Raw genomic sequence first — 23,488 nt, forward strand, 5'->3', positions numbered from 1 at the left:
TTACTCCTTTGGCGTGTTGTTCTTCTTGGAAAAATGACCTTGTTTTATTTTGTTTTCGGTACCGTTGACCAAACGGACCATATTTTCGTAATGCCGGGCGATAATCACAGCCGCACAAAAAGCCGTGAAAACCACCAGCCGGTAGTCATAGCCCAGATAATAGGCTGCCAGAGGGGTGGCAAACGCCGCCGCAATGGAGCCCAGGGAAACGTAGCGGCTCACATACACAATAGCCAGCCACAGGGTCAGGGCAAACACAGAAACTTCCGGCATAAAGTACAGCAGGATGCCAAGGCCGGTAGCAACCCCTTTACCCCCCTTAAAATGAAGGAACAGGGAAAAGCTATGGCCAGCCAGGGCCGCAACGGCCGTGGCCAACAGCACCCCAAGATCACTGGAAACCAGATGGTTGGTCAGGCATAGGGCCAGTGCTCCCTTGCCCAAATCCCCCAAAAGCACGAAGGAAGCCATCCGAGCCCCCACCGTACGGAAAACGTTGGTGGCGCCAATGTTGTGGCTGCCATAGTCCCGGATATCAATCCCGCAGACGGCTTTCACCAGGACCAGGCCGCAGGGAATGGAGCCCAGCAGATAACCAATCAGAATACCAATTACATAATCCATGGTTTATCCCGCCTTACTGGTTGTCCTCATTCTTGCCCCGGACAATGATGTTGATGGGGGTGCCTCTGAAGCCAAAGGCTTCCCGCAGCTTGTTTTCCAGATACCGCTGGTAGGAGAAGTGCATAATCTCCGGTTCGTTGCAGAAAATCACGAAGGTAGGCGGTTTGACCTTCACCTGAGTGGTATACAAAATCTTCAGGCGCTTGCCCTTTTCCTGGGGTGGCTGGTTCATCGCCACAGCGTCGGTAATCACCTGGTTCAGGACGGAAGTGGAAATTCTCATGCTGTTGGCTTCGGCAGCGTCCTTGATCATTTCCGGCAGCCGGGAAATCCGCTGCTGGGTCAGGGCCGACACGAAAGCAATGTTGGCATAGGGCATGAAAATCAGTTCCTTGTAGACCTTATCGGTAAATTCCACCGTGGAATTGTTGCCCTTGTTGGGGTACAGGTCCCACTTGTTTACCACGATGACAATGCCTTTGCCGGCTTCGTGGGCATAGCCTGCAATCTTCTTATCCTGTTCGGTAATGCCTTCCACGGCGCTGAGCACCATGAGCACTACGTCGGACCGGTCCACGGCCCGGAGGGTACGGATAATGCTGTATTTTTCGATGGGTTCATCGATTTTGCCCTTCCGGCGCATACCAGCGGTATCAATGAACAGATAGGTCTGGCCATCTTTCATCACCGGTACGTCAATGGCGTCCCGGGTGGTGCCGGCCACGTCACTGACAATGGACCGGGTCTGGCCAATAATATCGTTAAAGATGGAAGATTTGCCTACATTAGGGCGGCCGATAATGGCAACCTTGATTACATCGTCGTTATCGTCGTCATCATCCGAGGCAGGGGGGAACTTCTCTACCACCGCATCCAGCAAATCGCCCAGGTTCAGGCGGTTGGAAGCGGAAATCATGTAAGGTTCACCAATGCCCAGATTATAGAATTCGTAGGCATCGTTTTCCTGTTTGGGGGTATCAGCCTTGTTTACAGCCAGTACCACCGGTTTCCGGGATTGGCGCAGCATCTTGGCCACTTCCTCGTCATCGATGGTAATGCCGGTACGGGCATCGCAGACAAACAAGATGACGTCTGCTTCCTTAATGGCAATTTCTGCCTGCTGCCGGATGGAAACCGCGATGGAGTCGGTATTCTGCATTTCGATACCGCCCGTATCCACCATGGTGAACTTCCGGTCCAGCCATTCTGCATCTGCGTACAGACGGTCCCGGGTAACCCCGGGGGTATCTTCCACAATGGAAATCCGGCTATCTGCAAATATATTAAACAGCGTTGATTTGCCGACATTGGGTCTGCCGACAATGGCAACTATGGGTTTACTCATTTAAATTCCTCTTTCGCTTATATTCTCCGGTTCATCCTGGGATAACCAGCGGAGGGCCTCTGCCAGTTCACCCGTTACATAGTAACGGACCTGCCGGAGCTGGCCTATCTGCTCACAGCCTGTCAGGGCATAAAAGTCCTTCAGTGCCTCCAGGCACTGTTTCATCCGGGTAATGGCGGCTTCTGTACCGTCTTCCACTACCCACTTCAGCACATTTCCGGCCATGCCTACCGCATTGGCGCCCAAAAGCTGTGCCTTCAGGATATCCAGGGCCGAACGGATACCGCCCGACGCAATGATGCCCTGCTGCCAGCCTCTCACGCCCACCACTTCCGCAAGGGAAACCGCGGTGGGAATGCCCCACTCCGCCAGTTCCCGGTTGCCTTCCGGATAGCGGCAGCCTTCAATGGCAGGAAAATTGGTACCGCCGGCGCCCCCAATATCTAATAGGGTGACCCCGCAGTCCAGCAGTTCCTGAGCCTGCTCCCGGGCCATACCGCAGCCCGTTTCCTTGGCAATGACGGGTACTTCCACCTTCTGGCAGATTTGGGCAATATGCTCACTCCACCGGCTAAAGTCCCGGTCCCCCTCCTCCATGGCCAGCTCCTGGGCTGGATTCAGGTGGATTTGCAGCCCCTGGGCCTCAATCATAGCCACTGCCCGCCGTGCTTCGTCCACGGTGGCCAGGGCACTGATATTGGCAAACAGGATGCCCTTGGGGTAAAGCTTGCGAACCACAGAAAAAGTATCGTCATGCAGCTGGGACCTTACCGCCCCATATTGGGACCCCACAGCCATAGCACACCCAGTCTCCCGGCCCACCAGCGCCAGTTGCTCGTTGATGGCTTTCACCGGACCGGCTCCGCCTGTTATAGCATTGAGAATCACAGGGTTGGATAACGGCCCAACCCCGGGCAAAGCCGTGACAAGGCTTACCTTATCACGATTCACCCGGGGCAGACAGTTATGCATGACCCGTATATCAGAAAAGCCGGTGGCGCAAGGACCATCCTCGAGGCTTACTGCATACCTGATATGATCTAGTTTACGACTCTCCCGGCTTTTCATCTAGTACGAACTCCTCTTATTTTTCAGCTTCGGCTTCAGCCAGCTTTTCGCCCAGGCCTTGGGACAGAGTGCCCTTCTTGCCCAGGTATTGACGCATTTCAGCTTTTTCAGCGTCTTCTTTGGCTTTGGTGATGCTCAAAGCAATTTTCTTATGTTCGGTGTCAACACGCAGCACCTTTACTTTAACTTCCTGGCCCAGTTCCAGAACATCTTCCGGTTTTTCAATGCGCTGTTCAGCGATTTCGGAGATGTGGATCATGCCTTCGTTTTCTTCGTTCAGTTTAACGATTGCGCCGAAGGGCAGGAACCGTACCACTTTACCGGTTACAACATCGCCAACTTTGATGTCTTTGGCAGCAGCTTCCCAGGGGTCTTCCTGCAGAGCTTTGATGGACAGGCTGATACGGCCTTTTTCCTGATCCAAGCCTTTGATGTAAACGTTTACCTTGTCGCCAACTTTGTACAGGTCAGCCGGTTTCACGCTGCGGTCCCAGGAGATTTCGGAGATGTGTACCAGGCCCTGTACGAACGGAGCGATTTCCACAAACATACCGAAGTCAACAATGCTCTTAATGGTACCTTCCACCGTTTCGCCTTCATGGAAGGTTTCGAAAGCTTTTTCCAAAGCTTCATGGCGTTCTTCTTCACGACGAGCGCGTTCTTCCTTGTAAGCCTGGTTCTTGGCAGCCCGTTCTTCTCTCAGGACGTTCTTGCGGGAGAATACCAGACGTTTCTTTTCAGGGTTGATTTCCAGCAGGGCAACTTCCAGTTCCTTGCCTTCATATTCCTTCACATCATCCACATGTTTCAGGTCCAGGTGGGATGCAGGGATAAAGCCAGTCAAACCATTATAGGAAACAGTCAAACCGCCCTTTACTGCTCTCAGGCCTTTGACCGTAACAGTCTTTACTTCTGCCAATTGTTCCGGCAGTTTCAGCCAAGCTTGATCAGCTTCAGCTTTGGTTCTGGACAGAACAACCAAACCATCTTGGTTTTCGCTGGCAATAACCTTCAGGGTCACTTTGTCGCCAACTTTAACGGTGGGGGCTACGGTTTCCTTGGTACCGCCCAAAGTCCATTGGTCGAAGGCCACAGACCCTTCACTTTGATAGCCGAAGTCAACGACGACTTCATCGGAAGTTACAGCTACCACCGTAGCTTCCACAATCATGCCAATGTGTAATTTCATGCTCTCCTGTTCGCCCAACAAACTTTCCATTGTTTCCATAGTTCCAATAGCCTCCTCAATAATTTCCTGCGGTGTAGATGCACCAGCAGTAATGCCTATTTTTCCTGCTCCGGCCAGCATGGATGCAGTAATCTCACTGGCGTCCTGTAAGTGATAAGAACGGGGATTCAGACTTGCAGCAATGTCGTACAGATGTCTGGTGTTGGCGCTGTTCTTGCCGCCAAACACGAAGAATACGTCAACCTTGCCTGCCAGTTCCCGTGCAGCGCCTTGTCTGTCTGCTGTGGCAGTACAGATGGTGCGCACCACTTTGTAGTCTCCCGGGCATTTCTCTTGAGCCATACGAAGCAGAAGGTTAAACTTCTCAGCTTCAAAAGTTGTCTGGCTGACTACCCCATACTTATCTTTTACAGGAAGAGATACCAGGTCATCAGAAGTTTCGATGACCAGGGAATCCTGCCCTGCCCAAGCCTTAATACTTTGCACCTCAGGATGACGCTTTTCCCCAATGATAATCACAAAACGACCTTCACTGGCCAGTTCGGCAGCCGTTTTTTGTGCTTTCAGCACATGAGGACAAGTGGCATCGACGACGTGTAATCCACGCTGTTGGGCCTCCGCATAAACGTCGGGCCCAACCCCATGGGATCTGAATATGACAACATCACCAGCCGAGAAATCAGCCAGCTTCTCCTTACATAGAACGCCTTGTTGCTCTAGTTTTTTTACAACGCGGGGATTATGTACCAATTCACCCAGAGTGGCAATACTATCATTATACCCTTTTATGGGGGTTTGTGCAATGTCAACCGCCCTTTTTACACCATAACAAAATCCGCAGGGGTCTGCTACATAAATTTCCATAGATTATTTTTCCCGGTGGGCTTCAATCATCGCCGCAATTTGGGCCATGAGCCGCTCACTGAGTTCCTCCACTTTTACTTTATTTCCGTCCTGGTTTTCCATGGACAACGGTTTGCCAAAAACCACGGTGACCTTGGGCCAGAAGGTTTTCCGGTGCTTCAGGTCACTGCCGATAATGGCCGTAGGCACTACCGTGGCCTTACCCTTAATGGCAATGGCCAGGGCGCCCGGAGCTGCCTTGCCCAAATGACCTTCTGGCATCCGGTGGCCTTCCGGGAAAATCCCCAGCACCTGCTTGTTCTTTAACAGCAACAGAGCGTGCTTAATGGCGTGGGAATCGGCGGCTCCCCGGTGCACAGGGAACGCTCCCAGGGAGCTGTACAGGGCCCCCAGAACGGGTACAAACAGCTCGGACTTGGCCATGAAATTCACGGGCCGGGACGAGGCCGTCCCTACCACCGGCGGATCCAACAGGCTCATATGATTGCTGGCAATCACTACCGGACCTTCCATGGGAATATTTTCCCGGCCGATAATCTTGAGCCTAAGAATAATCCGAAACAGGACGGAGAAAATTATTTTTACGAAACGGTACCACATGCTAGAACCTTCCTTGCCAAAGCGATAATTTGATCGGTTACCTGATCAATGGACAGTTGGGTGGAATCCAAGTACACCGCATCCTCTGCGCAGCGCAGAGGCGAGATTTCCCGGGTTTCATCAAGATGATCCCGCTGGGCAATCCGTTGTTTCAAATCTTCCAGGTCCACGTCCTGGCCTTTTTCCTTCATCTCCAGGTAGCGGCGGTTGGCCCGTTCCTCCACGGAAGCGGTAAGAAACACCTTCAGCTCAGCCTGGGGAAATACCACCGTGCCAATGTCCCGGCCGTCCATTACTACGCCGCCCTGGGCCCCGATTTCCCGCTGGGCTTCCACCATGGCCGCCCGGACGCCGCCAACGGCAGCCACCTGGGACACGTGCTGGGTCACTTCCAAGGAGCGGATGGCTTCCGTCACTTCTTCCCCGCTTTCAAAGACCCGGTTTAGCCCGTCTGCGAAACGAAAAGTGATTTTTACCTGTTTGGCCAGCTCTGTTACTGTTTCTTCCGAAAAAGGCAGCTGTTTGGCCAAAAACCGCAGGGTTACCGTCCGGTACATGGCACCGGTATCGATGTAGGCATAGCCCAGTTGGGCAGCCACCTTTTTGGCGATGGTGCTTTTGCCGGCGCCGGCAGGGCCGTCAATGGCAATGATGATCTTTTTCACAGAGATTCCTCTTTTCCTTGGGCGGCCTCAGTTCCTGCCACGTAGCCCGATGAAAAGGCTGCCTGCAGGTTATAGCCGCCGGTATATCCATCTACGTCCAGCACTTCACCGGCAAAATACAGGTTGGGAACCAGTTTGGAGGCGAAGGTACTGGGACTGACTTCCTTGGTATTGACCCCGCCGGCGGTGACAATGGCTTCCGCCAGGGGCCGGGTACCCGTCAGGGGCACCGTAAACTGCTTCAGGGTCTGGACCAGCCGCAGCCGTTCCTTCCGGGTAATCTGGTTCACCGGCTGCTCCGGGTTCAGGACCGCCCGGTCGATAATCACAGGAATCAGGCTCTGGGGCAGCAAATCGTCCAACCCATGCTTCAATTGTTTTCTGCTGTATTTCACAAAGTCCCGCTGGATCCGGTTGTCCAACTGTTCCGGCGTTAGTGCCGGCTTTAAATCGATGGACAGGTCCAGCAGCGCCTTAGGATTCTTTTTCCAGCATTCCGACGCCGTCCGACTCAGCGACAGGATAATGGGCCCCGATACCCCAAAATGGGTAAAGAGCATTTCCCCAAATTCCTGGGCCAGCACCTTGTCCTGTTCCAAAAGGCTGGCCCGGACGTTGCGCAGGGACAGACCCATAAGTTTCTTTACGTCCTCGTCGTCGCTCTCCAGCGGCACCAGGGCGCCGGTGGGAGGGATAATGGTATGGCCGGCCTCTTTGGCCAGGGCATAACCATCGCCGGTAGAACCGGTCCGGGGATAGGAGGCGCCGCCGGTGGTAATAATCACCGCGTCCGCCCGGTAAAGCTTGCCTTCCGTGTCCTCCACCCCAACCACCTTGCCGTTCACCAGCTTCAGCTGGGAAACTTTCTTATGGAGCAGAATCTTTCCCCCGTAGGAACGGAGGATTTTTTCCAGGGTATTCACCACATCGATGGCCTTATCGCTTTGGGGGAACACCCGGCCGCCCCGCTCTACCTTGAGTGGTAGCCCATTGCGTTCCAACAGGTCCATCATATCCTGGTTGGTAAATTTATGGAACGCCCCAAACAGGAATTTTCCGTTGCCGGGAAGCATGGCTATCATTTCCTGCATGGTGCAGGCGTTGGTAACGTTGCAGCGGCCCTTGCCGGTAATCATCAGCTTCCGGCCGGCCTGCCCCATTTTTTCCAAAAGCGTCACCTGGGCGCCTGCTGCACCGGCTGCAATGCCGGCCATCAGGCCCGCTGCCCCGGCTCCGACTATTACTACCTTGTTCATTATTTCACCAGCCTCTGCAGGGCTTCCACTTCTTCCGGTTCCAGTTCCCGGTACTCACCCTTTTTGAGCCCTTCCAGGGTAAGACTGGCAATCTGGACCCGTTTCAGCTTGTTTACCGGGAAGCCAATGAAATCGCACATCCGGCGCACCTGCCGGTTCCGGCCTTCGTGGATGGTCACGGTAAACAGCGTCAAATTTTTTTCCGGGTCATAGCCCTTCACGTACACCAGGGCCGGAGCAGTCAGCCCGTCTTCCAGGGGTACGCCCATGCGCAGGATGTCCAGCTTTTCTTCTGGAACCTTGCCCTTGACCGTGACCTCGTAGGTCTTGTTCACATGGTGGCTGGGGTGGGTCATTTTCTGGGCCAGTTCCCCATCGTTGGTCATCAGCAGCAGTCCCTCGGTCTGGTAATCCAGCCGCCCCACCGGGTACAGCCGTTCCCGTACGCCTTCCAGCATCTTAGCCACCGTCCGGCGGCCCTGGGGATCCTTCATGGTGGTCACCACGCCCCGGGGCTTGTACAGGAGAATATACCGTTTTTTCGTAGGCCGCAGGCCCTTGCCGTCAATGGTGATGAAGGCCTTGGGCCCCACCTTGGTTCCCAGTTCGGTAATGGTTTTCCCGTTGACCTGGACCCGTCCGGCCTGAATCATTTTTTCGCATTCCCGGCGGGACGCAATCCCTGCCGCAGCCATTACCTTTTGCAGTCTTTCCAGTTTCTCTTCCATTTGTTGTCCTATTCTATGCTTTCTGCTGGGGTTCTTCCCCAGCCGGGTGTTCATTTTCTTCCGGGGCGTCCTCAGAGCTCTCCAGCTCCAAGACTTCCTCCCCCTCCTCCGGGAACAGTTTCTGCTCCAGGATTTCGTCCGGAATATCCGGCAAATCGGCCAGGGTATTAAAACCGAAGGTGGTCAAAAACCGATCCGTGGTACCGTACAAAATGGGCTTGCCGATAACTTCCTTCCGGCCCACCTCGGTAATCAGCCCCAAGTCCGTCAGGGTATTTAATACCCCGTCCACCTTCACCCCCCGGATGGCTTCCATTTCACTTTTGGTCACCGGCTGCTTAAAAGCCACAATGGCCAATGTTTCCATAGCCGCCGTGGACAGCTTCTGTTCCTGCTGCTCGTAAAGGATCTGGAGCACCGGAGCCGCTTCTTCCTTGGTCACCAGCTGCCAGCCTCCGGCGGCCTTGCGCAGGGTCAGCCCCCGGTCCGCCTCCTGGTACCCATGCTGGAGCTCCTCCAGCAGGTCCGCAGTCTGGGCCTGGGTAAGGGCCAGGGCCCCTGCCATTTTTTCCAGGGAAAGGGGCTGGCCGGAAGCAAACAGCAGCGCTTCCAGTTTGCCAAGCTTATGCAGTGCCATACGCACCCTCCTCCCGTTTCGATAGGGTAATCGGCGCAAAGGGCTGATCCTGGCGGATGCAGATTTTCTGCAGCCGAAGCAGTTCCAGGATGGCCAGGAACGAGGCAATGACCTCGCTGTGGCTGGCCTTATTCTTCAGCACCTGCTGGAATGACAGTCCTTTCTGCCGATTTTCCAGCATTCCCATAATATCATCCATCTTGTCCTGCACGTGGAATTCCTGCCGGGGAATAATGGGCTGCTCCTGTTCCCGTTCCGGGAATAGGTTGGCCAGGGCCCGCAGCAGGTCCCCCAGATAGTAGCGCTTCACCTTTTGCTGCTGCCGGGGTGCCGGTGCAGGCTCCCGGCTCCAGCACAGGCTGGCCTTGTCCAGGCACTGGCGCAGCAGCACCGCCCGCTTTTTGAAGCGTCGGTATTCCACCAGCATCTCCACCAGCATGGTCCGGGGATCCTCTTCCTCTTCTTCCACGTCCTTTTCCTTGGGGAGCAGCATTCGGGACTTGATCTGCAGCAGCATAGCCGCCATCAGAAGAAACTCGCTGGCCACGTCCAGGTCATACTCCTGAAGGGTATTCAGATAGGCGATGTACTGCTCCGTAATGGAAACAATGGGAATATCGTAAATATCGATTTTATCTTTTTCAATCAGGTGGACCAACAGGTCCAAAGGACCTTGAAAATCCGCCAATTTTACCGTATAAGCTGCCATGAAGTCATTCCTTGTCTTGCCTGAACAAACTTAAAAAAAGAAGAGCAGGTTCAGGATACTGTGGCACAGACTGAGATACAGACTGGCAAGAGGGGATACAATCACTCCAATTATACCCGTAAAGCATAGGGCAATCAAGATAAGGGTGCTGTAGGGTCCCAGCAGGCTCTCATAGCGCATAGCCGTGGTAAAAGGCAGCCAGTTGCGGAGAATCTGGTACCCATCCATGGGCGGAATGGGAATCAGGTTGAAAAAAGCGAACCAGACATTGTACATCATCAGCCAATTCAAGAACAACATCACCCCGCTGCCGGGATTCATGAACCGGACCATCAAAAATTGCAGGGCCATGGCCACAAAGCACAGAAACAGGTTGCTGCCGGGGCCGGCAAAGGCCACCTTCAGCTGTCCCGAACGGGGATTGGCGTAGTACCGGGGATCGATTCGCACAGGCTTGGCCCAGCCAAAGCCCACCAAAAGCAGCATCAGGGACCCTACCAGGTCCAGATGGGCCAAAGGATTCATGGTCAGTCTGCCGTCCATTTCCGGCGTGGGATCTCCCAGGCTGGCCGACATGGCGCCGTGGGCGTATTCATGCACGGTAATGGTCAGAAGCAGGGCCGGAATCCGAAAAAGTATCGTGGCATCCATTCCTAACATAGAGGCAAATCCTTTCTTTATAGAAACAGGGCCAAAGTGCCCCTAGAGCAGATTGACCCTGTTTTTGCACATATTTTATTTGCGATGTTCCTTCAAGCCATCCCGCAGGTATTCATTCAGGATCCGTACGTACGTGCCCTTCATGCCCAGGGATTCCGTTTCCAGAACGCCGGCACTTTCGAATTTACGCAGGGCGTTGACAATGACGCTCCGGGTGATGCCGGCCTGGTCAGCAATCTTGCTGGCGACCAGCAGGCCTTCGTTGCCCGGCAGAGCTTTCAGAATTTCAGAAATGGCTTCCAGTTCGCTGTAGGACAGGTTGGAGAAGGCAATCTGTACCATGGCTTTCTTCCGGGAAGCTTCTTCAATATTCAGGGCCTTGTCGTGGAGCAGCTGCATACCAATAACCGTAGCAGCATATTCACTGAGCAGCAGGTCGGAATCTACAAATTCCTTCTTGAACTTGCCCAGAATCAAGGTACCCAGACGAACGCCGTTGCCGAAGATGGGAACTACCGTGGTGAACTTGCTTTCGAACAGGCACTTGGTGTCTTCGCTGAAGGCGCACATATTCTTCACCAGACGATAGTTGGAGGAAGTTTCCCGGATGCCTTCCAGCCATTTCACATAAGAATCAGGGAAACGGCCCACATCCAGTACTTTCTTAATCATCAGTTCGCATTCAAAACCATCCAGAATGGAGTAACCCAAAAGTTCCCCGTTGCTGGAAACGATGTAGATGTTGGCTTTGATGACGTCCTTCAGCACTTCAGCCATTTTTTTGTAGCTGACAGTCTCGGTGTTTTGTAACAATTTGTTGATCATACGTGTTTTTTCAAGTAAAGCAAGCATAATAGTCCCTCCTGTTAGGCCCGTGGATGATGTTTTTCATATTCAGCTGTCAAATGCTCCGCAGTAACGTGAGTATAGATTTGCGTAGTCGACAAGCTGGCATGTCCTAATAATTCCTGTACAGACCGCAGATCCGCCCCGTGCTCCAACAAATGGGTAGCAAAGGTGTGCCGGATAGTATGCGGGCTGACATGTTTTTGTAAGGCTGTCATTTCAACGTATTTGTCCAGGATGCGTCTGACGCTTCTGGCGGTCAGCGGCGTACCCCGGCTGTTGACAAAAAGGATGGAATGTTCACGCACCTGATATTTTTTCATCAGATGCCTGCGGCATTCTTCCAGATAATGGGTGATGGCCTGTACGCAGGGGTGTCCTAGGGGAACCAGCCTTTCTTTGTTCCCTTTCCCTAATAACAGCACATACCGGTTTCCCAGGTCAATCCGATCCAAGGTCAGTCCCACCAGTTCGGAAACCCGGCACCCAGTAGAGTACAGCGTTTCCAAGATGGCCCTGTCCCGTTTGCCCAACAAAGTTGTCACGTCCGGCATTTTCAGAAGCAGATTGATTTCAAATTCTTCCAAAAATACGGGCAGCTTTTTCTCCAGTTTGGGCGTTCGTACCTTGGCAAAAGGATTGGTCTTGATGACGCCTTCCCTCCTTAAAAACCGGTAAAAGGAGCGAAGGGCAGAAATGCGCCGGGCAATGGTCCGCCTGGCCAATTCTTCCTTGTGCATGGCGGCCAAATAGCCGCGAATGTCAAGCAGAGAAATTTGCGACCATTCAAGAACCTTGCCCTTGTCCGCCATATACTGGGCGAACTGGCAGATGTCTGCTTCATAGTTGATGATCGTAAGGGGTGAATCGTCCTTCTCCACCGTCAGGTAGTTCAGGAACTTTTTCACCAGCGGATCCTTGGACGCACTGTTCTTCATGCTAGCCTCCGAAGCAGCTCTTGAATTGTACAAATTTAAGGTATTTCTTGACAATTCATATTATCACAAACTATTCAATCATGCAAGAGATTTTAGCAAATTTTCCAGAATAGTAAGACTCCGTTGCGAAATTGCCGCATTTTTTTCTTTTTTGCCACGAATTTTCGGTCCATCCCAAGGAGCAATCAGTCCAAAATTGATGTTCATAGGCTGGAAGTGCTTCACTTCCGGGTTGCTGATGTACTGGGACAGGGCGCCAATGGCCGTTTCCTTGGGGAACACAAAGGGTTCCTTGCCCTCAATGGCCCGGGCGGCGTAAATGCCGGCAGCCAGTCCGGAAGCAGCGGATTCCACATACCCCTCCACCCCGGTCATCTGGCCGGCAAAGTACAGGTGGGGATGCTCCCTGAGGGAATAATCCGGGTTCAAAAGCAGCGGAGAGTTCAAATAGGAGTTTTTGTGCATGACCCCGTAGCGGACAAACTCTGCGTTTTCCAGGCCGGGAATCAGCCGGAACACCCGTTTTTGTTCCGGCCAGCGCAGATGGGTCTGGAACCCTACAATATTGTACAGGGTCCCTGCCCCGTTGTCCTGGCGCAGCTGCACCACGGCGTAGGGGTCCTTGCCGGTTTTGGGGTCCGGCAGACCTACGGGCTTTAAGGGGCCAAACCGCATGGTTTCTTCGCCCCGGAGAGCCATCTCCTCAATGGGCATGCAGGCCTCGAACACGTTGCCGTGTTCAAAGTCCTTGACTGCTGCCGTTTCGGCATGACACAGCTCGTTCCAGAAGTGCTGGTACTCTTCCTTGGTAAAGGGGCAGTTGTAGTAGGCCGCTTCCCCCTTGTCGTAGCGGGAGGCCTTGTACACCTTGTCCATATTCAGGGAATCCACCGTCACAATGGGGGCCGCCGCATCAAAGAAGTGGAAGTAGTCCTTTTGGACCAGCTTCTGGATTGCCTCCGACAGCTTGTCGCTGGTGAGAGGGCCGGAAGCTGTAATCACAATATCTTCCTCGGGGAAATTGTAATCCGTGATTTCTTCTTCCACCACCGTCACCAGGGGATTTTCCCGAAGGGCCTTGGTAATGGCTGCGCTGAAACCGTCCCGGTCCACCGCCAGGGCGCCTCCGGCGGGAACCTGATGGATATCCGCTTCCCGGATAATCAGGGAGTCCAGCCGGCGCATTTCTTCCTTTAACAGCCCTACGGCGTTTTCAATATTGTTGGCCCGCAGGGAATTGCTGCACACCAGCTCGCTGAAATTGGCCGTATGGTGGGCCGGGTCGGATTTCCCCGGCCGCATTTCGTGGAGGATCACCGGAATCCCCCGGCGGGTCAGCTGCCAGGTGGCTTCGCTGCCTGCCAGTCCGGCGCCTATTACATGTACGTTCATCTTAACCTCATTTCTCTGCCGTCAGGGCCTCGGCAGACGCCGTGCTCTTTCGGGTGCGGGTGGTCTTTTTGACCCCCGCTGTACTCTTTGCCGCAGCCGTTTTGGTGGTGCGCTTGGCTGTAGTTTTCTTGGCGGTGGTCTTTTTGGCCGCCGTGGTCTTCTTGGCAGTAGTTTTCTTTGCCGCCGTGGTTTTCTTTGCCGCAGTAGTTTTGGCCGTGGCCTTTACCGGGCTGGAAACCCCGGCTGCCGCTGCAATTTTGGCGGCGGACCGCTTGCGCAGCTTGAATTCGGTGCAGTTCTCATTGGAACAACTGATGATTTTCTTACCATTGCGTTCCGTATGTTCCACCAGCATGCTGCCGCACACCGGGCAGTTTTCCGGCAGGGGTTTATCCCAGGAAACAAAGTCGCAGTTGGGATAGCTTTGGCAGCCATAGAACAGCTTGCCGGTTTTGCTGTGGCGTTCGATGATTTCCCCGCCGCATTTGGGGCATTTCACTCCGGTTTTTACCACAATGGGCTTGGTATTCCGGCAGTCCGGGAAGCCCGGGCAGGCCAGGAACTTGCCGTGCCGCCCTTCCTTCACCACCATCATCCGGCCGCATTTTTCGCATTGCACGTCACTGACAATCACCGGCTGTTCCACCACGGGAATATTTTCATCGGCTACTTTCAGAGCTTTTTCGAAGGGGTCATAGAATTCCTTGAGCACGGATTCCTTGTCCCGTTTATGTTCACTGATATCATCCAGTTCTTCTTCCATGTGGGCGCTGAACTTTTCATCAATGAAATAGGAGAAGTACTGGTTCAGCATTTCCATGGTGGTCTTGCCCAGTTCCGTGGGCAAAAGGCGTTTGCCGTCCCGGACCACGTAGCCCCGGGTCTGGATGGTTTGGATAATGGGCGAATAGGTGCTGGGCCTGCCGATACCCTTTTCTTCCAGTTCCTTTACCAGGGAAGCTTCTGTAAAGTACGGAGGCGGTTCGGTAAAGTGCTGGACCGCCGGGTCCACCTGCACCAGTTCCATAGGGGTACCCTTTTCCAGGGCCGGTACCTTTTTGTCCTTTTCATCGTCCTTCCGGCCGCTAAGCACCCGGAAGCCGTCAAAGGTAATGACGGAACCAGAAGCCGTCAGTTCGTAGGGGCCGCCGGTAATGGTGAGGGTGGTCAGCTTGCTGATGCTGTTGGCCATCTGGCTGGCAATGGTCCGCTTCCAGATCAGGGTGTACAGCCGCAGCTGGTCCCTTGTCAGGTAGGGCGCCACCGATTCCGGCGTCCGGGCCGCGCTGGTGGGCCGAATGGCCTCGTGGGCTTCCTGGGCGTTTTTCTTGCTGCTGTAGTGGTTGGGCGTCTTGGGCAGGTATTTATCCCCATAGTTCTGACCCACATAGTCCCGGATTTCCGCCACTGCCGTATCGGCCAGATGCACGGAGTCCGTTCTCATGTAGGTAATAAGACCTACTGGGCCGCCCTTTTGGCCTACGTCCAGGCCTTCGTACAGCTGCTGGGCCACCATCATGGTGCGCTTGGTGGTAAAGCTCAGCTGTTTTACCGCTTCCTGCTGGAGGGAGCTGGTGGTAAAGGGAGCCGCCGGCCGCTGCTGCCGGTCTTTCACGGCGCAGTCCTTCACTGCGTAGGAAACCTGCTGGAGTTCTTCGGTAATGGCGTTGGCTTCTTCCTGGTTATGGATTTCCAGCTTTTCGCCGTTTTTCTTTTTCACGTCCGCATGGATTTTCGGTGGCTTGCCGTTGGGCTCCAGGGTTACGGAGCTGGTCCAGTATTCCTGGGGCTCAAATTCGTCGATTTCCTTTTGCCGGTCGCAAATAATCTTGACGGCTACGGACTGGACACGGCCGGCGCTGAGGCCCTTGCGGATTTTCCGCCACAAGAGAGGGCTCAGCTGGTAGCCTACGATCCGGTCCAGAATCCGACGGGTCTGCTGGGCGTCCACCTTGTCCATGTCGATATTTTGGGGATCCTTCAGGGCATCTTTGATGGCCTGAGGGGTAATTTCATGGAAAGAAATCCGGCATTTGTCCTGGGGTCCTACCCCCAAAAGATAGCCCAAATGCCAGGCAATGGCTTCCCCTTCACGGTCCGGGTCAGTTGCCAGATAAATTTTGTCGGCCTTTTTGGCCAAGGTCCGCAGTTCCTTGATCAGGGGACCCTTGCCCCGGATGTTGATGTACTTGGGGGTGAAGTCATGCTCCACATCTACCCCAAACTGGCTTTTGGGCAGATCCCGCAAGTGGCCCATGGAGGCCCGGACGGTGTAATTCTTGCCCAAGAATTTTTGAATGATGTTCGACTTCGTAGGAGACTCTACGATGACCAGATTTTTTGTCACTCTCTTCTCCTCCTAAACTACAAGCATATAACGATTTCCCGGGCCCTGCCGCACAGCCCCGCTGATTTCCAGCTGGAGCAGTACGGAACTCAGTTCGGCCAGGGACCAGGAAAAATGTTCTGCCAGCTGTTCCATGGACTGGCTGCCTGCCTCCTGGAGCCAGGAAAAAACCTGCTGGGCCTGCGGCACTTGCGCAGACGGCAGCTGATCAAATAGCGAAAGTTCTGTTTCTTTTTTGGCAGGGACCGCACACTGGGGAAACGCTTCCTGGAGCAGCTGCTCCGGCCCATCCACCAGCAGCGCCCCGTCCCGAATCAGCTGATGGGTACCCTTGCTGGTGGCCGAGTGGATCAGCCCGGGAATGGCATACACGTCCCGGTTTTCCTCGGCGGCCAGCCGGGCGGTAATCATGGCCCCGCTTTTCAGGGCAGCCTCCACCACCAGCACCCCGCTGCACAGCCCTACCACAAGCCGGTTGCGCAGGGGAAACTGTTTCTGCAAAGGCTCCACCCAGGGCGCGTATTCGGTAACCAGAGCCCCGTGCTGGGCAATCTGCCCAAACAGCCGGGAATGGGCCGCCGGATACAGATGCTGAAAGCCGCCGGCCAAAACGGCCACCGTGCAGCCGCCTCCGTCCAGGGCACCCTGGTGGGCTGCGGCGTCAATGCCGAAGGCACCCCCGGAAACCACCGTTACCCCCTGCCCTGCCAAATAGCGGGCAAAGCTCCGGGCATTTTCCAGCCCGTAGGCCGTGGCTTTCCGGGAACCCACCACCCCCAGGGTACGTTTCCAGGAAGGAAAGGTTCCCTTCCGGTAGAGCACCGCCGGAGGACTGGAAAGCTCCCGAAGGCCCGGAGGATACTCCTCCGAATACTCGGTCACCACAGCCACCTGATGGGTTTCACAGTAGTCGTAGATTTGTTCCGGCAGGTCGCCTTGATACATTTCTTCGTAGTAGGAAAGCAGGCCTTCCTTCAAAAGCCCCGAGGCCTTCAGGTCCCTGCTGCCTGCACGAAAGGCGGCCTTGGCGGAGCCAAAATAACTGACCAGCTCCCGCACACGGTTGGGAGCCTGGTAGCCCAAAAGGTCGGCCAAGGCGGCATAGTAATAGCGTTCCATGTTCCCACATCCCTTGTTGAAAATAAGCTGAGTACATTAGTACATATAATTGAAGATAACACAATACAGAAAGAATGTCCAATCCCTGCCCGGCATACCTTGCCCCGTTTCAGGTCCTGGACCACAGCTTTATGGGGTTGCGGAAAACTTTTAGCAGGAAAATTACCTGAAAGTTTCAGAAATATTGAAACTGTAGCATAGTATACATGGACTCCGGGGAAAAAATCAAGTGTCAGATTAAAATCTTCTTCAAAAATGTTCTGATTGGGCAAATTCACAAGAAATATTATCACATTTGAAGCATATTTTAAAAAATAACCAATTCCGGAAATATTTCCCGATTATCCAGTATTTTACCGTTTTTACAAAAATCACAATGCAGGTTCCTCCAAAAAATTCACAACTTTTTTGGCCTGCACAGGGGGCAGGGACTTGTAATCTTTCCCAAATCCCGTATAATTTAGTAATACCGTCAAATAACGCTCTTATTATGGTAAATCGGTAAATCACCTTCCATTACAATATGCTGTCCCAGGAAACCCTTCCTGCCGCAGCCCAAAGGAGAATCCCCATGCCTGCATCTTTAAATGAAACCCCTTCCGGGGAACGCGTCCATATTGGCCTGTTCGGCTGCCGCAACGCCGGCAAGTCCTCCCTGATCAACGCCCTGACCGGCCAGGACTTGGCCATTGTTTCCGACTTTAAGGGCACCACCACGGACCCGGTGTCCAAAGCCATGGAAATCCTGCCCCTGGGCCCCGTGCTGCTCACGGACACCCCGGGGATGGACGACGACAGCGACCTGGGCCAGTCCCGGATTGAAAAAGCCCGGCTGGTGCTGCGCAGCACCGATGTGGCCCTCTTGGTGGTGGACGCCGCCCAGGGCCTGAATCCCTTTGACCAGAAACTGCTCACCGAAATCCAGGCTCGGAAAATTCCCTATATCGTAGTCTTCAACAAAATTGACCTGGCCCCGAGTTTTGCCCTGCCCCAGGACCTGCAAACCGTGGCCCTGGCCGTCAGCGCCCAAGAGAAGCTCCATATTACGGAGCTGAAGGAACGGCTGGCCGCCTTGGCCGGCAAAACGGAACACAAGCGCCCCCTGATTCTTGACCTGCTCCAGCCCGGGGACCTGACCGTACTGGTAGTGCCTGTGGACGGCTCCGCCCCCAAAGGCCGGCTGATTCTGCCCCAGCAGCAAACCATCCGGGAACTCTTGGACGGCCACTGCACCGCCCTGGTTACCCAGCCGGAAGAACTCCCCAGCCTCCTGAAAGCCCTGGGCAGCACCGTTAAACTGGTGGTCACCGACAGCCAGGTCTTCCATATCGTCAACAAAATGGTGCCCCCAGAAATCCCCCTGACCTCCTTCTCCATCCTGTTTGCCCGCTACAAGGGCCAGCTGGGCCCCTTCATTGAAGGCGCCGTAGAGCTGGGGAAACTGAAAGACGGGGACAAGGTGCTGATTTCGGAAGGCTGCACCCACCACCGCCAGTGCAACGACATTGGCGCCGTGAAAATGCCCAACTGGATTCGCAAATTCTCCGGGGCCCAGCCGGAATTCATCTTCTCCAGCGGCAAAAGCTTCCCGGACCTGCTCCAGGAAGTCCAGCTGGTGGTCCACTGCGGCGGCTGCATGCTGAACCCCCAGGAAGTGGCCTATCGGCAGCAAACTGCCCGGGAGCAGCACGTGCCCATGACCAACTACGGCATTGCCATTGCCTATATGAACGGCATCCTGCCCCGGGTCCTGGCCCCCTTCCCCCAGTACCTGGAAAAAATCCAATAGTACAGCAAAGACGGTGTTTCAGAACTATCTGAAGCACCGTCTTTTGATTTGCCGCAGGCCCTGCACCCAACAGCCCTGCCTGTTTATTTTTGAAAGTTTTTGGCCCAAAGCTTGCCAAAGCTTCTCTGCTCGGATTCGTCAATGCCCCGGTGTCCGTGGACCTGGCACTGGTCCAGGGCACCTTCCAGCTGGGCAAATTCGCTGTCCGTCAGCTCCACATTCCAGGCCCCCAGGTTTTCCAAAATCCTCTCCTGGTTCTTGGACCCGGGAATGGGCACCACATTGGGATATTTGTGGAGCATCCACGCCAGGGAAATCTGGGCGGGAGTGGCGTCCTTTGCCTTGGCAAACTGGTTCAGAATATCCAGAATCGGCTGGTTGGCCAAAAGGTTTTCCTTGGACAGCTGGGGCACAAACTTCCGCACATCATCTCCCTGAAACTGGGTCTTTGCCGTCACCTTGCCGGACAAAAAGCCGCTGGCAATGGGCGAAAAAGGCACCACCCCAATATGGTGCTTCAGGGTATAAGGGAAGATTTCCTTCTCGCAGTCCCGTTCCAGAATATTGTACAGGTTCTGCACCGCGGACAGGGGCGTTACCTGGTGGGCTGCAGCCACCGTTACCGCCGGCACCTGGGACAGCCCCCAGCCCCGAATCAGCCCCTGGTCAATGAGCTGCCCCAGCACCTGGGCAATTTCTTCCACCGGGAACCGTTCGTTGATCCGGTGCAGATAGTACAGGTCCACATAGTCCGTGCGCAGCCGCTTCAGGGAAGCGTCCAAATGCAGCCGAATGGTATTGTAAAGGCTCCCCTGGAGCTCCTCCGTTTCCCCCAGGTGGAACTTGGTGGCCAGGACAATGTCCTTTCGAAACGGTTCCACCGCCTCCCCTACGATTTCTTCGTTGTGGCCGGGGTAGTACAGCTCCTTACCGTAGCTTTCCGCCGTATCAAAAAAGGTGCAGCCAAAAGCATAAGCCTTCTGGATGGCAGCAATGCTGTAGCTGCGCTCCGGGATTTGGCCGTAGCCATGGGAAAAGCCCATGCACCCCATGCCAATGGGAGATACCTCCAGATTGCCCAATTTTCGTTTCTCCATAGGTGTTTCTCTTTTCTTACTTTGTCCAAAGCCCCCGGTTCCAACCAGGACCCAGGGGCTTTTCTTTCTATTATACCCAAACAACCGTTATAGGCCCAGGCTGTAGACCCAGTCCTGAACGTCTTTGGCAGCCACATTGGAGGGGAAGCGTTTCCCTTCCAGCCAGGTGCCGGTACCGGCCAGCTGCTGCAATTGGGTGCCGCTTTCTCCCATTCCTGATTCCACAGAAGTAGCAAAGGGAATCACCGTTTTACCGGAAAAAGCGTTGGCTTTCACAAAGCCTTTTACTGGCCAGGCCGCCAAATGCCACCAAATCGGATAGCCGATAAAGACCGTGCTGTACGTATCCCAATTGGCCGGTTTGGCATTGGTAAGCGCCACCTGCTCCTGAAGGCTGGGATTATCGTGTTCCTTTACCACCCGGCTGCTTTTATCCCGGTAGTTCAGGTCCGCTTCCGTATAGGGCTGGACCGGCTGGAGTTCCCACAAGTCCCCGTGAACCGCTTCCGCAATGGTCTTGGCCACAGAACGGGTATGCCCGGTACCGGAGAAATACACTACCAGCACCTTGCCGCCCTTCTTCACGCTGGGGGCAGCGCTTTCCGTTTTGGCCCCAGACGCCGTCGGTTTCTGCGATTCCCCTGAGCCGCAGGCAGCAGCCCCCAGAGCCAGAAGCAGCGCCGTAAACAGTACAATAATTTTTTTCATGCTATTCTCCTTTTAGCGGACAAAATTGGTAAATACCTGGGGTTCCTGCTGCGGCAGAGCCACTCCCGCCTCGTCCGCCGCTTCCCGGCATTTTAGGAAATAAGCCATATTCCGGCCCAGCGTCCGCATGGTCTGCAAGCCCTCGGCGTCCTGGAGTACATCTTCCGGGGTCTGGCCGTGGACCATATTCCAATACTGGCTGGAAATAATGGGCATCTGCATCAGCCCAAAGTACTTGTTCAATTGATCATAGGTAGCAGTGGTACCGGCCCTGCGGGCAGAAATCACCGCCGCTGCTGGTTTCAGATAAAAAGGTTTGTTTTCCCGGCGTGCCCCGGCATAAAAAGCCCTGTCCAGAAAGGACGTAATGGCGCCGCCAGCTGCTGCCCAATGGACGGGTGTGCCAAACAGGAAGCCATCGGCCCCTGCGGCCTTGTCCAAAAACGTATTTACTCCGTCACCGTCAAATACACAGCTATGCAAGGTGTTGCATTTGTGACAAGCAATGCAGCCATGAAGGGGGCCATTGCCAATCCAGAAGAATTCCGTTTCCACGCCCTCTGTGTTTAGGGTTTTGGCCGCTTCCTTTAGCGCCGTATAGGTGCAGCCCTTTTGATGGGGACTGCCGTTTACCAATAATACCTTCATTTTTTGTTCCTCCTGTTTTGGCTTTCCGCCAGCTTATTTTTTTGCAGCCACTGTACCATGACCTGGGCCACCTTTTGGTTATTCAGGTCGGCAAAGGCAAAGTGGGTGTTGCCCCGAAGCCCCAGTTCCGGCAGGGAAATGATTTCCGCCCGGCCGCCATTTTGGTTAACCAGCGTCGCCCATTTTTCGGCCAGGTTCTTCCGCACCCGCCAGTTGTCCATGCCCCAGTTGGCCACCGGCTTGTCCCCACTGGGGATATTGTCCCCAAAGACCACGGCAATGGGCAGCTTTGTCAGTTTTAGAAATTCCGCCCTGGGCACCGCATACCCGGCAGCCGGGAAGGGACTGGTAGTTTTTTCCACCGCCGGCACTTGCCCTTCCGGGAAGGGGAAGGTTCCCGGCTCAAAGGAGATTACGCCCTTCACTAGTGGGCTCTCCATAGCCGTGTCCCACCCTGGGCCGCCGCCCTGGGAATGGGTGACCAGCACCGAAGGCCCCGCCTTGGCCACCACTGCCGCAAGGGCAGAACTGATTACCTTGGCATCAAAAGCGCCCGTATTGGGGGTCATCTGATAAAAGAACTGCTCCTCCGCTTCCTTGTCCCGGGGAACCGCCGCATTGGCGTAGGGCTTTGGATACACCCCTATGCGAAAGGTGTTGTACCACAGCTGGTCCTGGGGCTGGGCAGAAAGGGCCATAGGCACCGTGGACTGGCCGGCTTTGCCCCGCCGGGGCTGGTCCACCACATAGGTCTTGTAGCCCCGTTCCAAAAAGATATTTTGGAAGCCGTCCCGGCCATCCGGCGTGGTTTCCCAGGTTTTGCCGGACTGCCCAGCGCCGTGCAGGAACACCAGGGCATTTTTCTGGGCCTTCACTGGAATCTGGTAAAAGGCGTAGGCTGCATCCCCGTGGAGGGTATTTCCAGCCCGGCTTTGGAGCTCACCGGTATAGGTGCCCGGAGCCGTTTTTACCGTACCGCCGGCAAAAAAGCTGCCCTGGTCCTGGAGCAGTACCGGATGGCTAAAGGCAAAACCCGTACTGGCAGAAGCCCACAGGGCCGCCGCACAAAATAAAGGTAAATATTTCGCTTTCATTGTTTTACCTCCCCTTCTTTTCTTATATTCCCAGTATAGTAAAAGCGAGGCTTCCGGAGAAGTCTCGCTTGGTTTACTGCTATTAACTTTTAGTTTCTACTATCCTAGGGCTGTAACCCATTGCCAGCCTCCTCTATTTGGTCCAAAGCCTCCAGGAATTCCCGTACCCCCTTGGAAGGTCTGGGGCTGTAGAGAATGCCATAGGGAATGGTGTAGTCCCAGTCCACCGGCAGGGTTTTCAAAAGGGGATGGACGCTGCTCCAGGGGTCAATGGTCACCAGCACTGCCTGCTCCGCTACGCAGCGGTTGAAGATTTTCATATCGTAAAAGGGAAAATCTACCAGTTCAATGGCCGGGTGGTGCTCCGTGAGCTCCCGTCTCAGGTCATCAAAGACCGTGCTGTTCCTGCGCAGCACGTAGAGCCGCTGGCCGTACAAAGCTTCCAGGGTCAGCCGCTTCTTGGCTGCCAAAGGATGGGTACTGGCCACAGCGCAGCGCAGGGGTTCCCAGGTCAGCTGCCGAAACCGGGTTTTGCTGTACAGCGCCTGCTGGCCCTGGTCCGAATACCCGGCCACCAGGTCAATGTCCTGGCCCAGATTTTCCAGGATATGCACTGCATTTTCCGGCGTATTTTCAAAAGGTACCAGCTGAACCTGGAGCTTGGGGTTTAGCTGGTGAACCTTGGGCCAGAGCTTTAGGAGGAACTGGGAAGGGGTCATGGGCGAAGTCCCCAGCCGCAGCAAATATTCCCGCTGCTCCTCCGCCAGCCGGGCCCGTGCCACCGCTTCCTGGGCATAGTCCAGCAGGCGGCTGGCATCCCGCTCCAGGGACGCACCCGCTTCCGTCAGCCTAAGACCCCTGTGGGTCCGGATAAAAAGCCTGAGCCCCAGCTGCCCTTCCAGCAGGTTAATCTGCTTTTGGACGGCAGGGGGCGAGATTTTCAGTTCTTCCGCCGCCTTATTAAAGCTTCCGGCCCGGGCCACCGCCGCAAAAGTGACAAGCGCTGAACTAATCAGCATACGCCCCTCCTCCTTTCTTCTGGACAGGAGCTTCCCCGCCCAGCATTTCCTACTATTATACCATGGCAGCCTATACCCTGGCAGCCCTGCCCCATGTTCACTTTTCTTCCGCCTTATGCAAAGCAGCAGGCTTTCCGCGGGGAAAA

Annotated in this window: 22 protein-coding genes; 1 reads left to right on the forward strand and 21 read right to left on the reverse strand. The window is 54.8% G+C overall.

Annotated features, from left to right (window positions below; translation table 11 throughout):
- From plsY to dprA, 16 genes are all read right to left on the reverse strand, one after another.
- On the reverse strand, positions 1-624 hold the full coding sequence (plsY, locus tag LKE88_RS03300; protein WP_105325418.1) for a glycerol-3-phosphate 1-O-acyltransferase PlsY: 624 nt from the start codon (positions 622-624) through the stop codon (positions 1-3).
- 13 nt (positions 625-637) lie between these two features.
- Complete coding sequence (gene der / locus LKE88_RS03305) at positions 638-1,969, reverse strand: ribosome biogenesis GTPase Der (protein ID WP_105325417.1); 1,332 nt, start codon at positions 1,967-1,969, stop codon at positions 638-640.
- The gene (gene fni, locus LKE88_RS03310; RefSeq protein WP_105325416.1) at positions 1,970-3,037 is read right to left on the reverse strand and encodes a type 2 isopentenyl-diphosphate Delta-isomerase; all 1,068 of its coding nucleotides are present in this window, start codon (positions 3,035-3,037) and stop codon (positions 1,970-1,972) included.
- Between the two features lie 16 nt (positions 3,038-3,053).
- A complete protein-coding gene (locus tag LKE88_RS03315) occupies positions 3,054-5,090 on the reverse strand; it encodes a bifunctional 4-hydroxy-3-methylbut-2-enyl diphosphate reductase/30S ribosomal protein S1 (protein ID WP_105325415.1) in 2,037 nt (678 codons plus the stop codon).
- Between the two features lie 3 nt (positions 5,091-5,093).
- Positions 5,094-5,690, reverse strand: coding sequence for a lysophospholipid acyltransferase family protein (locus LKE88_RS03320; RefSeq protein WP_105325414.1), 597 nt, complete (start codon positions 5,688-5,690; stop codon positions 5,094-5,096).
- A complete protein-coding gene (cmk, locus tag LKE88_RS03325) occupies positions 5,672-6,355 on the reverse strand; it encodes a (d)CMP kinase (protein ID WP_199614655.1) in 684 nt (227 codons plus the stop codon). Before cmk ends, LKE88_RS03320 begins: the two co-directional genes overlap by 19 nt.
- Positions 6,352-7,611, reverse strand: coding sequence for a BaiN/RdsA family NAD(P)/FAD-dependent oxidoreductase (locus LKE88_RS03330; RefSeq protein ID WP_105325412.1), 1,260 nt, complete (start codon positions 7,609-7,611; stop codon positions 6,352-6,354). The genes cmk and LKE88_RS03330 overlap by 4 nt, the downstream gene beginning before the upstream one ends.
- Positions 7,611-8,339 (reverse strand): pseudouridine synthase, encoded by a 729-nt coding sequence (locus LKE88_RS03335; protein ID WP_276802755.1) that lies wholly within the window; start codon positions 8,337-8,339, stop codon positions 7,611-7,613. The genes LKE88_RS03330 and LKE88_RS03335 overlap by 1 nt, the downstream gene beginning before the upstream one ends.
- A 13-nt stretch (positions 8,340-8,352) precedes the next feature.
- Complete coding sequence (gene scpB / locus LKE88_RS03340; protein WP_105325410.1) at positions 8,353-8,976, reverse strand: SMC-Scp complex subunit ScpB; 624 nt, start codon at positions 8,974-8,976, stop codon at positions 8,353-8,355.
- Entirely contained in the window at positions 8,963-9,685 is a 723-nt protein-coding gene (locus LKE88_RS03345; protein WP_105325409.1) for a segregation and condensation protein A, read from the reverse strand. The genes scpB and LKE88_RS03345 overlap by 14 nt, the downstream gene beginning before the upstream one ends.
- 30 nt (positions 9,686-9,715) lie before the next feature.
- The gene (locus LKE88_RS03350; protein WP_105325408.1) at positions 9,716-10,345 is read right to left on the reverse strand and encodes a site-2 protease family protein; all 630 of its coding nucleotides are present in this window, start codon (positions 10,343-10,345) and stop codon (positions 9,716-9,718) included.
- Between the two features lie 75 nt (positions 10,346-10,420).
- On the reverse strand, positions 10,421-11,197 hold the full coding sequence (gene codY / locus LKE88_RS03355; protein ID WP_105325407.1) for a GTP-sensing pleiotropic transcriptional regulator CodY: 777 nt from the start codon (positions 11,195-11,197) through the stop codon (positions 10,421-10,423).
- A gap of 14 nt (positions 11,198-11,211) precedes the next feature.
- Entirely contained in the window at positions 11,212-12,129 is a 918-nt protein-coding gene (gene xerC, locus LKE88_RS03360; protein ID WP_105325406.1) for a tyrosine recombinase XerC, read from the reverse strand.
- A gap of 78 nt (positions 12,130-12,207) precedes the next feature.
- Positions 12,208-13,521 (reverse strand): methylenetetrahydrofolate--tRNA-(uracil(54)-C(5))-methyltransferase (FADH(2)-oxidizing) TrmFO, encoded by a 1,314-nt coding sequence (trmFO, locus tag LKE88_RS03365; protein ID WP_105325405.1) that lies wholly within the window; start codon positions 13,519-13,521, stop codon positions 12,208-12,210.
- 7 nt (positions 13,522-13,528) lie between these two features.
- Positions 13,529-15,868, reverse strand: coding sequence for a type I DNA topoisomerase (gene topA, locus LKE88_RS03370; RefSeq protein WP_105325404.1), 2,340 nt, complete (start codon positions 15,866-15,868; stop codon positions 13,529-13,531).
- Positions 15,869-15,880: 12 nt separating this feature from the next.
- On the reverse strand, positions 15,881-16,987 hold the full coding sequence (gene dprA / locus LKE88_RS03375) for a DNA-processing protein DprA (RefSeq protein ID WP_105325403.1): 1,107 nt from the start codon (positions 16,985-16,987) through the stop codon (positions 15,881-15,883).
- Positions 16,988-17,558: 571 nt separating this feature from the next.
- Here dprA and hydF point away from each other — a divergent pair.
- Positions 17,559-18,776, forward strand: coding sequence for a [FeFe] hydrogenase H-cluster maturation GTPase HydF (hydF, locus tag LKE88_RS03380; RefSeq protein WP_105325402.1), 1,218 nt, complete (start codon positions 17,559-17,561; stop codon positions 18,774-18,776).
- Between the two features lie 83 nt (positions 18,777-18,859).
- Here hydF and LKE88_RS03385 read toward each other — a convergent pair whose 3' ends face one another.
- The 5 genes from LKE88_RS03385 to LKE88_RS03405 all read right to left on the reverse strand — a co-directional run bounded on the left by LKE88_RS03385 (position 18,860) and on the right by LKE88_RS03405 (position 23,342).
- Positions 18,860-19,873 (reverse strand): aldo/keto reductase, encoded by a 1,014-nt coding sequence (locus LKE88_RS03385; RefSeq protein ID WP_118286984.1) that lies wholly within the window; start codon positions 19,871-19,873, stop codon positions 18,860-18,862.
- A gap of 87 nt (positions 19,874-19,960) precedes the next feature.
- On the reverse strand, positions 19,961-20,581 hold the full coding sequence (locus LKE88_RS03390; RefSeq protein ID WP_105325400.1) for a flavodoxin: 621 nt from the start codon (positions 20,579-20,581) through the stop codon (positions 19,961-19,963).
- Between the two features lie 12 nt (positions 20,582-20,593).
- A complete protein-coding gene (locus tag LKE88_RS03395) occupies positions 20,594-21,229 on the reverse strand; it encodes a flavodoxin family protein (protein WP_105325399.1) in 636 nt (211 codons plus the stop codon).
- On the reverse strand, positions 21,226-22,323 hold the full coding sequence (locus tag LKE88_RS03400; RefSeq protein WP_105325398.1) for an alpha/beta hydrolase: 1,098 nt from the start codon (positions 22,321-22,323) through the stop codon (positions 21,226-21,228). The genes LKE88_RS03395 and LKE88_RS03400 overlap by 4 nt, the downstream gene beginning before the upstream one ends.
- 104 nt (positions 22,324-22,427) lie before the next feature.
- Entirely contained in the window at positions 22,428-23,342 is a 915-nt protein-coding gene (locus LKE88_RS03405; protein WP_199614657.1) for a LysR family transcriptional regulator, read from the reverse strand.
- Positions 23,343-23,488: the final 146 nt, after the last annotated feature.

This window comes from Acidaminococcus hominis, from assembly GCF_022484025.1.
GTDB classification, from domain to species: Bacteria; Bacillota; Negativicutes; order Acidaminococcales; family Acidaminococcaceae; genus Acidaminococcus; species Acidaminococcus hominis.